We start from the raw sequence: 12,954 nt of genomic DNA on the forward strand, positions 1-12,954 counted from the left end.
TGTACCCACGCGTTCGCGGGCAAGCGCGCTCCTACACTTTCATCCGGTTCACAGGCGATTTAGCGTTAAGCCAAAGGGCGCAGGCGTCTGGGGTGTCACGAAGCGCCAAGGGATTCGCCGAAGCCACTCGCTCTAACGCAACTCCGCATCCATCCCGTCCAGCCAGCGCGCTTCTGACCGGCGCAGGTGTTCGCGCATGGCGGTCTGGGCGCCGATCAGGTCGCGGGTCTGGACGGCGTGGAGGATGGCTTCGTGCTCGGCAACGGCCATGGCCCAGGTTTCGCTGGTTTCGGAGTGTTCGCTGACGTGGGCGGTGAGCGGGCTGTAACGCTCTTCGAACAACGAGGTGATGATGCGCACCAGGGTCGAGTTACCGCTCATTTTCGCGAGCCGCTGGTGGAATTTGCGGTCGTCATCCAGCGCCGGCACACCTTTGAGCGCACCTTCGCGCATCTTGTCGATGCACCCCTGCAGGTAGCGAAAATCCGCCTTGCTGCCGTGCAGACAGGCCAGCATCACGCTCTCACCTTCGATCAACGCCCGGGCCTGCATCAGCTCGGACGGGCTCTCCCCCAGCGTGCGGGTTTTGCCTTTGACGCCCAGCAGGTGCTCACAGACGTAGATGCCGGACCCCATGCGAATCTCGACGCTGCCTTCGATTTCCAGGGCGATCAGGGCTTCGCGCAAGGAAGGCCGAGAGACGCCGAGCAACTGCGCCAGATCGCGCTCGGGCGGCAGCCGCGCGCCGGGGGCGATGCCATGCTTGCGGATGTGCTCGCGCAATCGGTCGGCGGTGATCTGGTAAAGGCGGCGTTCGGGTGCAGGGCTTGGCGCGGTCATCAATCACGTTCCATCAGGATGCGCCGGAGGATATCACAGGCGTTGAGGCGCCTTGTGGCGTGGCCATGGACGCGGTCGCCACTGGATTCGCGCGGTGTTTTAGCCGGGAAGAGGCCAGTGCGTTCACCCTCAATGTTGTGGTGTGACCACCGACGCCTTCCCGGCTAAAGCCGGTCCCACTATTAAGTGCGCGGTGTGTCAGTTTGATTGACGCGGAGCGTCTCGGGCGGCACACCATTGGATGCACGCAGTGTTTTAGTGGGACCGGCTTTAGCCGGGAAGAGGCCAGTGCGTTCACCCTCAATGTTGTGGTGTACCCACCGACGCCTTCCCGGCTAAAGCCGGTCCCACTATCTAAGGCGCGGTGTGTCAGTTTGATTGACGCGGAGCGTCTCGGGCGGCACACCACTGGATGCACGCCGTGTTTTAGTGGGACCGGCTTTAGCCGGGAAATGGCCGGTGTGAGCACTCGCAATGTTGGGTGCACCCACTTACGCCTTCCCGGCTAAAGCCGGTCCTACAATTGGAGTTCAGCCAGTCCCAATGGATGCACGCGATGTGTCAGTGGGACCGGCTTCAGCCGGGAATCAATCCGCCAACGCACCCTCAAGCTTCGGCTGCTCCAACCCCGTAATCCCCCGCCCCATCTCCACCACCGGCAAGAACCTGCGGCGTTTCTTCTCCTCGTGGTTCTGCGCGATGTCGGCAATCCGGTGCTGCAAGAACGGGTTCAGGAAGCGGTCGCGTACGCTGCCCACATAATCCCGCGCCTGGTCCATTTGCCCCTTCGCCGCAAACACTGGCAGCACCTCACGCTCCCACAGATCCTCCAGGCTCCCGCGCAGCCGCGGATCATTCATCGCCTGAATCACCGTTTCACCCTCAGGCCGGCCATCCTTCAACCAACGCTCGGCCAGCCAAGTGTGCCCGAGATTGAGCATGAACAACTTGAACTGCTCGTACTGTTCCAGCTCATCCGTCACCACCACGCAAGGGTGCGTACACGGCAGCACCAGCCCCGGCTGACGCTCAATCGCCCAGATGGCGTACGGCTCGGCGATGGCGCCCACAGGCTGGATGGGCTGCGAGACGATGCGATCGACCAACGAATTCGCCCAGCGACAGGTGCCTCGCAGATAGTGCGCAAAGCCGGCGTCGATGCCCCACGCCGCCGCCAGCTCAATGATCAGGTCGCGCAGCACATCGCCATTGCGCGACACCAGCTCACAGGGGAACAGCGACAACGGCGTCTCAGGATTCGCCTGCCAGCGGTCATGGAGCAAGACCAGCAGTTTCGCCGGAAAACTGTGGGGTGTCGGCGCCTCGGCAGCCAGGCAAGACGCCGTGTCGGCCGCGTCCAGCACGTAGCCTTTATCACCGGTGTTGGAAATCACCACCTGTACGTCGTGCCGTATCCCCTGACGAATCAACGCCCAGTCGGGGCCGGCTTGCAGCGCGCCGGCAATCGATGTCGACCAATGCTCTTCATCCACCGTGCAACCGTTTTCCGTGCCCTGGATGCGCACCGGATAACCCGTGCCACCGGCCAGCGCCGCAACCCTCTGGGCACTGTCGGCGCTGCCAGTGGTTTGCACAACGGTGATTCTGCCCAGCGCTTCGCCCTTCTCAAGGGCCTGGGAAATGAACAAGTCGGCATGGGCCTGAAGAAAGCGGCTGGTGCCGAACTGCAGGATCGGGGTGAACGGGGTTGCATGCATGCCCGCGCCTCCTAGCATTCGACGATGGCTTTGACGACCCGCTGCGCAGGGTCGAGCAGCGTGGTGAAGCGCTCGGTCACTTCGCTCAGGGCCATGCGATGGGTGTTGAGCGCGGCGTCAGGGATCAGGCCGTCGCGCAGGCACTGCTCGACGTAGCGAAAGTCTTCGACGGTGGCGTTACGGCTGCCCATCAACGTCGCTTCGCGCTTGTGAAATTCGGGGTCGGAGAAGCTGATGGTGTCGCGAACGATGGACACCAGCACGTATTTGCCGCCGTGGGCGATGAATTCGAAACCGCGCTCCATGGCCTTGGCGTTGCCGGTGGCGTCGTACACCACATCGAAGAATTCGCCCTGAGTCAGTTGCTCCAGTTGCTGTTTGTCGTCCTCCCCGATCAGCACGGCCGAGTCGATCTGCAGGTGCTGCTTGCAAAACGCCAGGCGGTCCTCGCGAGTATCGAGCACAGTGACTTTCGCTCCCCGCAGGCGGGAGAAAATCGCCACGGCCATGCCTATCGGACCAGTGCCGACCACCAGCGCGCGCTGGCCGGATTGCACGTCCGAGCGACGCACCGCGTGGGCGCCAATGGACAGAAATTCGATCATGGCCGCCTGATCCAGCGTGACCCCGTCGGCCTTGAGCACGAAGCCGTGGGGCAGGCTCAGGTATTCGGTGAACGCGCCGTCGCGGTGGACGCCCAGCACTTGAATGCGTACGCAGCAATTGGTCTTGCCCTGACGACAGGCGATGCAGTCGCCACAGGACAGGTACGGCATGACATACACCACGTCGCCGGCTTCCAGCCCGCTGCCCGCCTCACTTTGCTCAACAATGCCGGAGAACTCGTGGCCCATGACCCGAGGGTATTCGAGAAACGGCTGATTGCCGTTGAAGATATGCAGATCAGTGCCACAGACCCCGACCCGTTTGATGCGGACCAGCGTCTCGCCGGGTGCGCGTTCGGGTTTCGGACGGTCGAGGGCCAGCAGGGAACCGGGTTTTTCGCAGACGACGGTGAGCATCTTCTCTCTCCAGACCAGGCATGCCGGCATCGCTGAAACGGCCAGAGCCGCCGGTTACCGGGCAGTGATCTTGTTGTTGTGAGGTGACGGATGGATTCTGGAAGCGCGGGCCGCCGTTGCAGTGGCTTGGGCGATGACACGTGCGGCGCTGCAGGAAAAAACTACACAGCCGCCCGGTCATTGGCAAGACCAATTAAATAATTATGATATTGGCCTTACCAAACTAGCCATTCGAGCTTTCAGCACGATCGCCCGTGCCACGGCTATAAATCCCCGCAGCCCATGGTTATGATCGCAGCCCATGACTTCCCCATTGCCGATCCGCACGCCCTGCCCGCCCGGCGCCTGTCAATGCGACCGCGAACGACTGTTGGCGCTGGACGGGGCGGACATGCGCATCCTTCGCCTGACCCGTCAGGAAGAGAAGCGCCTGCTTGAGCGTCTGGAAAATATCGCCACGCTGGAAGATCTGCAGCGCCTGCAACAGCGGATGTTCGACCAGTTGGGCATCCGCCTGGACATCGGCCCCGGCTTCAATGAAGTGCGCACCATGCGCGGCATGGTCATCGACATCGCCGAGCTGCCCGGCATGTGCCGCAAGACCCGCGCTGCCATCCCCGCCGCCATCCGCCGGGGCCTCGAAAAGAACCCCGAAATCGCCTGGCGCCTGCTCAACGCCCACGACTTGTTTCGGGATGCCTGAAGGCGTTGAGATGGCTGCGAGACCTCTCACTGAAACACCACAAAAAGTCCGGCCTTACTTCTCCCAGTCCGCCTTGTCGATCTTCAATCCGTGCAAACCGTTGTACGCCGCTCGTTTGGGCTGCTCCCAGCCTTGCAGCAGCGTCGGATCAATGTCGTAGATCTCGACGCCCAGCGGCCGGCACACGGTCAGGGGGTCCTGGGCGTCCGGGCCCCACATCGGCAATGAAAGATCGCCCCCGGGGCATGTCGACAATGCGCAGAGCAGGTCGATCTCGGCGAAGAACTCAAGGTAATCCCCTTGTTTTGCCGGGCAGGCTTTCATGAAATACAGGTCGTCGTGGTTCAAGCCGGTGCACTGGAAGATGTTCAGCACATCGTGCACGTCAAATTCGGTCAGGCCATGGGGCAACACGGCACGGGTCAGATTCGAATGGCAGTGGTGGTGAAAGTCCTCGCCGGTGAGCATCTTGTTGACGTAGGGATCACAGCGGGTGCCGAGCAGGTCATGCAGTCGACCGCCGTGTTCGTCGATGCCGTAACTGGCGAGGCTGTCGTCGGTGATGGTGACCATCGGCCGCAGGAACGGCAGATTCGACCACAACCGGTCATGGGTCGTGACGTGCGCGCCCTGCAATTGCCGGGTGCGCGCAGCCCACATCCTCTCGCGCGGATCATCGGCGCTCCAGACATTGAAGTCGCCCACTTGCGGACCCACCGGGGTGGTCACGCGGAACACCTGACCGGCCTTGACCTTCCACGCCCGACCGGTGCGGACTGGCACTTCGAACTGCTCGACCAGCGTGCGGCTTTCCCGGGCCTCGCGGATGCGTTGGTAAAACGCCGTGTCGACCTGCAGGGCCGAGCCTTTGCTGACCTGATACGCAGCGGGATAGTCTTTGTACATGGGTGCTCCTGGCGAATGATTTTCATCTGACACATTGAGCACAGCACAGCCCGTGCCAAGGGCTTTGAGTCGTTCAACACGCAGATCAACAATCTCGGATTTGGAATTTAATTTCCATCTGTACAAGTAATAGAACAGCGATTAGCATTGCGACAGCCTCACCGAGGCCCCGAATCGACCTCAACAAGACCTCACCGAGAGGCTTCAGGGGATTCACATGCTCGAACGCGCCAGACGTTTTTCCATCAAGCAGATCGCAACCCAGGCCGGCGTGAGCAAGGCAACGGTTGATCGCGTCCTGCATCAGCGCGGCAGCGTGCATCACCAGACCCACCGCCGCATTCATCAAGCCCTCGAAGAACTCGAAGCCCAGGAAAAGTCCGGGCCTGCGGTGGGCCGCACCTTCCACATCGACGTTATCCTGCACACACCCAAACGCTTCAGCGACGCGGTGCAGGAGGCGATTCTCGCGCAGCTCGGCAGTCTCGCGCCGTTTCGTATCTTTCCGCGCTTTCACCTGTATCAGGCCATCGGCCCGCAGCAGATGCACGACCTGATTCTGCGTTGCGTCGGCAAAGGCAGTCAGGGGCTGATCATCAAAGCTGCAGATGAGTTGCCGATCAACGAAGCGGTGAATCAGGCCACGGCGGCGGGTGTGCCGGTGGTGACGTTTGTTTCCGATCTGCCCCAGAGTGAGCGCATCGGTTACATCGGCATGGACAATCGCACCGCCGGGCAAACGGCGGCGTACCTGATGTCGCGCTGGCTCGACCATGCCGCCCAAGACGTGGCCGTGGTGATCAGCAGTGAGCTGTTTCGTGGCGAGGAAGAGCGGGAGATGGGTTTCCGCACCTGGCTGCGCAGCCGTGCGGCCCATCTGCGCGTCGTCGACGTCACCGGAGGGTTCGGCGTGCATGAGCCGACCTTCGAAAAGGTGACCAGAGCGTTGCAGGACAACCCGTCGATCAAAGCCATTTACAGCGTCGGCGGCGGCAACCGCGCGATCGTCGACGCCTTCGCCGCACTCAATCGGCCCCTGGATGTGTTCATCGGGCACGACCTCGATCAGGAAAACCGGCAACTGCTGGCGGAGGAAAAGATTGCCGCGATCATCGATCACAACTTGCAAACCGACGCGCGCAACGCGTTTGTGCACATCCTGCAGTTTCATCGCCTGTGGAAGGCGGTGCCGATGCCCGTTTCCCACGTACAGGTGGTCACGCCGTTCAACCTGACCCACTGATGTGCAGCCGCACCCGTTACGCCGATCACCCCATAACAACAATCCCGGAGATCCACCCATGCTACGCATTGCTGTCCTCGGCGCAGGCCGTATCGCCAACATTCACGCGGCCAACGTGGCCGCTAACCCTAACGTGCAACTGACGGTGATCGCTGACCCATGGCGCGAAGGCGTCGACACCCTGGCTGGCAAGCTGGGTTGCGCCGCGGCCTACGATTGCGCCGAAGCCATTGCCCGGGACGATGTGGATGCGATTGTCATCGGCACGCCGACCGACACCCACATCGACCTGATGCTGCGGGCGGTAAAGCTGGGCAAACCGGTGCTGTGCGAGAAACCCATTGACCTGGATTTCGCCAAAGCCGCCCGCGCGGTGGAAGAGATCGAGCGCCTGAATGGCAAGGTGATGCTCGGGTTCAACCGCCGTTTTGACCCGGACACCCTGCAGATGCGCAAAGCCATTGCCCGCGGTGACGTCGGCGAGGTGCGCCAGGTGGTCATCACCAGCCGGGATCCTGGGTTGGCGCCGGTGGAATACCTGACCCATTCCGGCGGCATCTTCCGCGACATGACCATCCATGACTTCGACACCGCGCGCACGCTGCTCGGCGAGGAACCCATCGAAGTCATCGCCATCGCCAGCCGCCTCGTGGAGCCCGCACTGGCGCAGATCGACGACTACGACAGCGTGATGGTCCTGCTGCGCACCGCGTCGGGCAAGCAGTGCCACATCAATTGCTGCCGCGAAGCCGTGTATGGCTACGACCAGCGCCTGGAGGTGTTCGGTTCCAAGGGGATGATCCTCAACGACAACCATCGCCCGAGCACCGTGCGCAGCTACAGCGCCACGCAAACAGAAGTGCGCGAGCCGCTGGAGAATTTCTTCCTCGAACGCTACGCCGCGTCGTATCGCATCGAGCTGAACCAGTTCATCGACGCGGTGCGCAGCAACGAAACCTTGCCGACCAACGCCCGGGACGGCTTGCGAGCCTTGCATCTGGCCAACTGCGCCATCGAGTCGATCAAGACCGGGCGGGCTGTGAAGGTGGATATCTGAGTCCCAAGGTGTTCAGGGCCCGTTTCTGGGTACGGGCATGAGGGGCCGTAGCAGACGGCCAGCGTACTTCAACCACGGTGCATAACCCGTAGGAGCCGGCTTGCTGCCGAACCGGTCTGGCCACTCCCTGCAGTGTTGAATGAAAGGCCGCCTTCGCCAGCAAGCCGGCTCCTACGGTGAAATCGAGGACATCCAGTGGGACCGGCTTCAGCCGGGAAGAGGCCAGCGCAAACGCCATCAATTTTGCAGCACTGGCCAGTCTGAGACGGCTTGCTGGCGAACCGGTCCCGCCACTCACTGCGGTGTTGAATGAAGGGCCGCCTTCGCCAGCAAGCCGGCTCCTACGGTGAAATCGAGGACATCCAGTGGGACCGGCTTCAGCCGGGAAGAGGCCAGCGCAAACGCCATCAATTTTGCAGCACTGGCCAGTCTGAGAAGGCTTGCTGACGAACCGGTCCCGCCACTCACTGCAGTCTTGAATGAAAGGCCGCCTTCGCCAGCAAGCCGGCTACTACGGTGAAATCGAGGGCATCCAGTGGGACCGGCTTCAGCCGGGAAGAGGCCAGCGCAAACGCCATCAATTTTGCAGCACTGGCCAGTCTGAGAAGGCTTGCTGGCGAACCGGTCTGGCCACTCACTGCAGTGTTGAATGAAAGGCCGCCTTCGCCAGCAAGCCGGCTCCTACGGTGAAATCGAGGACATCCAGTGGGACCGGCTTCAGCCGGGAAGAGGCCAGCGCAAACGCCATCAATTTTGCAGCACTGGCCAGTCTGAGAAGGCTTGCTGGCGAACCCGGCATGTCAACCGCAGCAGTGTTGACTGACCAAATGAGTTCGCCAGCAAGCCGGCTGCTACAGAGTGGTTGTGGTCAGTCACATCCGCGCGATCGGCCCGGGACTGATCTCACGTGGTGAGCGGACCGCCACATGCCCTTTGACTCACTTGAAATCCCGACTGCGCACGTCGAGCCCGGTGAGCATCGGCGTGAGGTCGAACAATCGCTGGGCGATGACGTGGCGCACGCCCTTCTGGAATTCGAACTTGCCGAACACCTGCATCAACTGCGACCCCACCAACACCTTGCGTTGGCGCTCGGCCAGATCACGCCAGACCACGACGTTGATCATGCCGTGTTCGTCTTCCAGGGTCACAAAGGTCACGCCGCTGGCGGTGCCGGGGCGTTGTCGACCGACGACAAGCCCGGCGACGCTGAAGCTTCGGCCGTGCTCTTCATCCAGCAAATCCTTTGAACTGCGAAAACGCTTCGCAGCGAGTTTAGGGCGCAGGAGGGCCAGCGGGTGCGGGCCGAGCGTGGTGCCGAGGGTGTCGTAGTCCGCCGCAAGATCTTGGGCGACACTCGGCAGTGGCAGCGCGACCTGGGCCTCTTCGCCAAAACAGTCGTCGCCGAATAGCGGCCGTTGCATCTCGACACCGGCGATCTCCCAGCGCGCCCGATGCCGATGCCCCACCAGCCCCCGCAGCGCACCGGAATCCGCCAGCGCAGCACGGGCCCTATTGTCCAGTTCGGCACGAATGCACAGGTCGGCCACGTCTTTGAAATCACGTACGCCACGCGCCTGTTCGATGCGCTTGGCGTCCTCCTCGCGAAAGCCGCGAATGATGCGCAGGCCCATGCGGATCGCGAGGTTCTGGTTGTATTCCCGGCCGGCCACCGGTTCCAGCGAACAGTCCCAGTCGCTGTGTCGCACGTCCACCGGGTGCACGTCGATCTGGTGGCGCCGGGCGTCCTGCAGCAACTGGTCCGGGCTGTAAAAGCCCATGGGCCAGCTGTTGATCAGCGCGCAGGTAAAGGCCGCCGGCTCGTGGCATTTGAGCCAGCAACTGGCGTAGGTCAGCAAGGCGAAGCTGGCGGCGTGGGATTCCGGGAAACCATAACTGCCGAAGCCCTTGATCTGCTCGAAAATGCGCTGGATGAACTCGTCCGGGTAGCCCTTTTCTTTCATGCGCTCGCTGAGGCGGATGCGATGGGGCTCGAGACCGCCATGGCGTTTCCAGGCCGCCATGGAACGGCGCAACTGGTCCGCCTCGCCGGGGGAATAATCGGCGGCGACAATCGCCAGTTGCATGACCTGCTCCTGAAACAGCGGCACGCCCAGGGTGCGCTCAAATACCACTTTCAGTTCGTCGGAGGGGTACGTCACTGCCTCTTCGCCGTTCTTGCGGCGCAGGTACGGATGCACCATGCCGCCCTGAATCGGCCCGGGCCGGACGATGGCCACCTCGATCACCAGGTCGTAGAACGTGCTGGGCTTCAACCGCGGCAGCATGGACATCTGCGCCCGTGACTCGATCTGGAACACGCCGATGGTGTCGGCCCGGGTGATCATGTCGTAGGTCGGTTTGTCCTCGGCGGGGATGGTCGCGAGGGTCAGGTCGTAACCGCGATAACCCCTGACCAGATCGAAGGTCCGGCGCAGCGCGCTGAGCATGCCCAACGCCAGAATATCGACCTTGAGCAGGCCCACCAGATCGAGGTCGTCCTTGTCCCATTGAATGATGGTGCGGTCGGCCATAGCGGCGTTTTCCACGGGCACCAGGGTTTCCAGCGGGTGCTCGGAAATCACAAAGCCGCCGGGGTGCTGGGACAGATGCCGGGGGAAGCCGATGAGTTCGCCGGTGAGTGTCAGCACCCGGCGCAGAGTCAGGCTGTCAGGTTCAAAACCACATTCGCGCAGGCGTTCGGCGGGCGGCATGCTGTCGCTCCAGCGGCTGAAGCAGTCGGCCAGGGCGTTTATCTGGTCGGGCGGCAAACCGAGGACGCGGGCCACATCCCGGACGGCCCCCGCACCGTGGTACGTACTGGCAACGGCGGTGAGCGCTGCCCTGCCCCGGCCATATCGACGGAACACGTATTGCAGCACTTCCTCGCGCCGTTCGTGCTCGAAATCGACATCGATGTCCGGGGGCTCGTCGCGTTCTTCGGAGATGAAACGCTCGAACAGCAGGTTGCTTTTTGATGGGTCCAGCTCGGTGATGCCCAGGGCGAAACACACCGTGGAGTTGGCCGCCGAGCCACGGCCCTGGCAGAGGATGTGCTGCTCGCGGGCGAAGCTGACGATGTCATGCACCGTGAGGAAGTAACTCTCGTACCGCTTGGCCGCGATGACCTTCAGCTCTTTTTCGATGTTGCTGCGGGCGACCTCCGGCACGCCCTGAGGCCAGCGACGGCCCGCGCCCTGTTCGGTCAGATGCCGCAGCCAGCTGCTGGGGGACTGGTCAGGTGGCACCAGTTCATGGGGGTATTCGTAGCGCAACTCACTGAGGTCGAAGGTGCAGCGCCGGGCGATCTTCACGGTTTCAATCAGCAGGCTCGCCGGGTAAACCTCGCTCAGTACCGACAACGGCCGCAGATGCCGCTCGCCGTTGGCAAACAGCCGATGCCCTGCTTCCGCCACGGTGGTGTGATGGCGGACAGCGCTCATGGTGTCCTGCAACGCCCGACGACCGCGGGCGTGCATGTGCACGTCGCCACTGGCGACGGCAGGAATCGCCATGGCCCGCGCCATGCCGAGCAAGGTGTTGAGGCGCTTTCGGTCATCGGGACCGCAATGCAGCTCGACGCTCAGCCACAGGTTCTGCTGAAAGATCCCGCGCAGCCAGATGCCTTGTTCCCGCCGTGTCGGGACGTCCTGATCAAGATCGGGCAGCCACAGCGCCAAAAGCCCCGAGAGCGGCGGCTGAAAGTCCTCATGCAGCAAGCGGTATTCACCCTTCTTGCTGCGGCGCCGACCTTGGGTGATCAAGCGACACAAGGCCTGGTAACCGGCGAGATTCTCCACCAGCAAGACGATTTTCGGCCCGTTCTCGACGGTGATTTCGCTGCCGATGATCAGTGGCAGCTCACATTCCTTCGCGGCCTGCCACGCACGCACGATGCCCGCCAGGGTGCATTCGTCGGTAATCGCCAGCGCTTGATAGCCGTGAAGCTTTGCCCGTTCGAACAGCTCCTTTGCACTCGACGCCCCACGCTGAAAGGTGAAGTTCGACAGGCAATGCAGCTCGGCGTATCCCCCGCTCATGCAAACCAGCCGTGCAGCAACAGGCTGCTGTCGCCAACGCTGCGGTAAGCCCAGCCACGCTGGCCGTTGCGGGTTTCGACGAGGTAGTAGTCGCGACGCACGTCGCCGCCATCCCACCAGCCCGACTCGATGCGCTCCGGCCCGGCCAGCACACGCAAGCCGGGCTCGGTCATTAATTCGGGCACAGACAACAGCCAGCCGGGGCGCGGCACTTTATGGGTCAGCGCCAGCGGTTTGCTCGGGGAAGCGGGCAACGAAGCGTGTTCCGGGCGATGGTCGGCATTGAAACCCAGGCCTGCCACGGCTTCATCACCAAGCCGTGCACGCAGGCGCTCGCGCAGTTGCTCCCAGGGCATGGTTTGCTGCGGACGGTCGTCGAACAGTTCGCGGTGGGTGGGCACGAACGCCGGCAGATCCTTGGCCTGCAACCTCAGCGCGCGAACCGGCGACGGCACTTCGATTTGCTCCAGACGCCCGCGTGCCAGTTCGAACAACATGTTGGCTTCACGCTCGGCGCTGAGCAGGCCGACGGGAATCTGCGTGTCCGGCGCCACACTACCCGCGATCGGCACGTGCTCCAGATGAATCACGAAACGTTGCACGCCGCTGTCGCGCCCGGCCAGAAACACCGCCAGATCGGCAATCATGCGCTTGAGCGGGAACAGCAGCGCCTGGTGGGACTCGACGTCAAAATTCAGCTCGATCCGGGTATCGAAACGGTCCGGCGGCACATAGCACTCCAGCCCCATGGGCCTGCGTCCGAACAGGGTGTCTAGGTGTTGCAGCACGGCTGCCGGAAAACGCCGGGCCAGGGTGTCACGGGGCAACCCATGAACCTGTCGCACGCGGTGCAGCCCCATGCGCGCCAGTGCGGTGGCCACCTCGGTTGGCAGGCCGATGCGGTTGACCGGCATCTGTGCCAGCACCTCATGCAGCGTGTCGCCATCGGTCACGGCGAGACCATCATGGCCGTTGGCAAGCATGCGGGCCGCCAGCGGATTGGGCGCTGCGACGATGCGGTGGGTAAAGCCCAGCTCGGTCAGCTCCTGACGCATTCGCGCCTCGAACATCGGCCACGGTCCGAACAGGCCGAAGCTGGATTCCACCTCCATCAACAGCACGCGCGGGTATTTGAGGCTGACATGGGAACTGAAACGGTAGGCCCAGGCCGCCAGCAGACGATGCCAGCGCTCGGTTTCGTCCGGGTCGTATTCGACGGTGGCGAATTCTCGGGTCATGGCGTGAGCTGCCGTCAACGACTGGCCGGCCCGCAAGCCCATCGCGCGGGCCGCCGGGTTGACCGTCTGCAGCACCCGGCGCTGCGCCGTGCCGCTGATCAGCGCCAGCGGTTCTTCAGGGTTTTCGCGACGACGCATGACGCCGTCCAGCGCCAGCTGCGGCAGGAGGACACAGGCCCAGAGCATG

The 12,954-nt window shown here is 62.8% G+C and carries 9 protein-coding genes; 3 read left to right on the forward strand and 6 right to left on the reverse strand.

What is annotated here, in order from left to right:
• Nucleotides 1-132: 132 nt before the first annotated feature.
• The 3 genes from OKW98_RS17000 to OKW98_RS17010 all read right to left on the reverse strand — a co-directional run bounded on the left by OKW98_RS17000 (nucleotide 133) and on the right by OKW98_RS17010 (nucleotide 3,580).
• Nucleotides 133-840, reverse strand: a complete 708-nt coding sequence (locus OKW98_RS17000; protein WP_265385817.1) for a FadR/GntR family transcriptional regulator — start codon at nucleotides 838-840, stop codon at nucleotides 133-135.
• Between the two features lie 587 nt (nucleotides 841-1,427).
• Nucleotides 1,428-2,558 (reverse strand): mannitol dehydrogenase family protein, encoded by a 1,131-nt coding sequence (locus tag OKW98_RS17005; RefSeq protein ID WP_265385818.1) that lies wholly within the window; start codon nucleotides 2,556-2,558, stop codon nucleotides 1,428-1,430.
• Between the two features lie 11 nt (nucleotides 2,559-2,569).
• Complete coding sequence (locus OKW98_RS17010) at nucleotides 2,570-3,580, reverse strand: zinc-binding alcohol dehydrogenase family protein (protein ID WP_265385819.1); 1,011 nt, start codon at nucleotides 3,578-3,580, stop codon at nucleotides 2,570-2,572.
• A 301-nt stretch (nucleotides 3,581-3,881) separates the two neighbouring features.
• Between OKW98_RS17010 and OKW98_RS17015 the strand changes: the two genes are divergently transcribed.
• A complete protein-coding gene (locus OKW98_RS17015; RefSeq protein ID WP_265385820.1) occupies nucleotides 3,882-4,283 on the forward strand; it encodes a hypothetical protein in 402 nt (133 codons plus the stop codon).
• 54 nt (nucleotides 4,284-4,337) lie between these two features.
• On the opposite strand, the gene OKW98_RS17020 is transcribed toward OKW98_RS17015, so the two are convergent.
• Nucleotides 4,338-5,189, reverse strand: a complete 852-nt coding sequence (locus OKW98_RS17020) for an urea carboxylase-associated family protein (protein ID WP_265385821.1) — start codon at nucleotides 5,187-5,189, stop codon at nucleotides 4,338-4,340.
• Between the two features lie 217 nt (nucleotides 5,190-5,406).
• Between OKW98_RS17020 and OKW98_RS17025 the strand changes: the two genes are divergently transcribed.
• Together OKW98_RS17025 and iolG are read left to right on the forward strand one after the other, a co-directional pair.
• Nucleotides 5,407-6,432: a LacI family DNA-binding transcriptional regulator gene (locus tag OKW98_RS17025; protein WP_265385822.1), complete on the forward strand. Its 1,026-nt coding sequence runs from the start codon at nucleotides 5,407-5,409 to the stop codon at nucleotides 6,430-6,432.
• 58 nt (nucleotides 6,433-6,490) lie between these two features.
• Nucleotides 6,491-7,489, forward strand: a complete 999-nt coding sequence (gene iolG, locus OKW98_RS17030) for an inositol 2-dehydrogenase (RefSeq protein WP_265385823.1) — start codon at nucleotides 6,491-6,493, stop codon at nucleotides 7,487-7,489.
• 938 nt (nucleotides 7,490-8,427) lie between these two features.
• Here the strand turns inward: iolG and OKW98_RS17035 are convergent.
• Together OKW98_RS17035 and OKW98_RS17040 are read right to left on the reverse strand one after the other, a co-directional pair.
• Entirely contained in the window at nucleotides 8,428-11,529 is a 3,102-nt protein-coding gene (locus tag OKW98_RS17035) for an error-prone DNA polymerase (RefSeq protein ID WP_265385824.1), read from the reverse strand.
• Nucleotides 11,526-12,953: a Y-family DNA polymerase gene (locus OKW98_RS17040; protein WP_265385825.1), complete on the reverse strand. Its 1,428-nt coding sequence runs from the start codon at nucleotides 12,951-12,953 to the stop codon at nucleotides 11,526-11,528. The genes OKW98_RS17035 and OKW98_RS17040 overlap by 4 nt, the downstream gene beginning before the upstream one ends.
• Between the last annotated feature and the right edge of the window lies 1 nt (nucleotide 12,954).

The sequence above is a fragment of the Pseudomonas sp. KU26590 genome, assembly GCF_026153515.1.
Lineage (GTDB): Bacteria > Pseudomonadota > Gammaproteobacteria > Pseudomonadales > Pseudomonadaceae > Aquipseudomonas.

Bases quoted from the DNA above. Each gene is read 5' to 3' on its own strand.
- OKW98_RS17000 (WP_265385817.1), bottom strand. From the start codon at position 840: ATGACCGCGCCAAGCCCTGCACCCGAACGCCGCCTTTACCAGATCACC.
- OKW98_RS17005 (WP_265385818.1), bottom strand. From the start codon at position 2,558: ATGCATGCAACCCCGTTCACCCCGATCCTGCAGTTCGGCACCAGCCGC.
- OKW98_RS17010 (WP_265385819.1), bottom strand. From the start codon at position 3,580: ATGCTCACCGTCGTCTGCGAAAAACCCGGTTCCCTGCTGGCCCTCGAC.
- OKW98_RS17015 (WP_265385820.1), top strand. From the start codon at position 3,882: ATGACTTCCCCATTGCCGATCCGCACGCCCTGCCCGCCCGGCGCCTGT.
- OKW98_RS17020 (WP_265385821.1), bottom strand. From the start codon at position 5,189: ATGTACAAAGACTATCCCGCTGCGTATCAGGTCAGCAAAGGCTCGGCC.
- OKW98_RS17025 (WP_265385822.1), top strand. From the start codon at position 5,407: ATGCTCGAACGCGCCAGACGTTTTTCCATCAAGCAGATCGCAACCCAG.
- iolG (WP_265385823.1), top strand. From the start codon at position 6,491: ATGCTACGCATTGCTGTCCTCGGCGCAGGCCGTATCGCCAACATTCAC.
- OKW98_RS17035 (WP_265385824.1), bottom strand. From the start codon at position 11,529: ATGAGCGGGGGATACGCCGAGCTGCATTGCCTGTCGAACTTCACCTTT.
- OKW98_RS17040 (WP_265385825.1), bottom strand. From the start codon at position 12,953: ATGCTCTGGGCCTGTGTCCTCCTGCCGCAGCTGGCGCTGGACGGCGTC.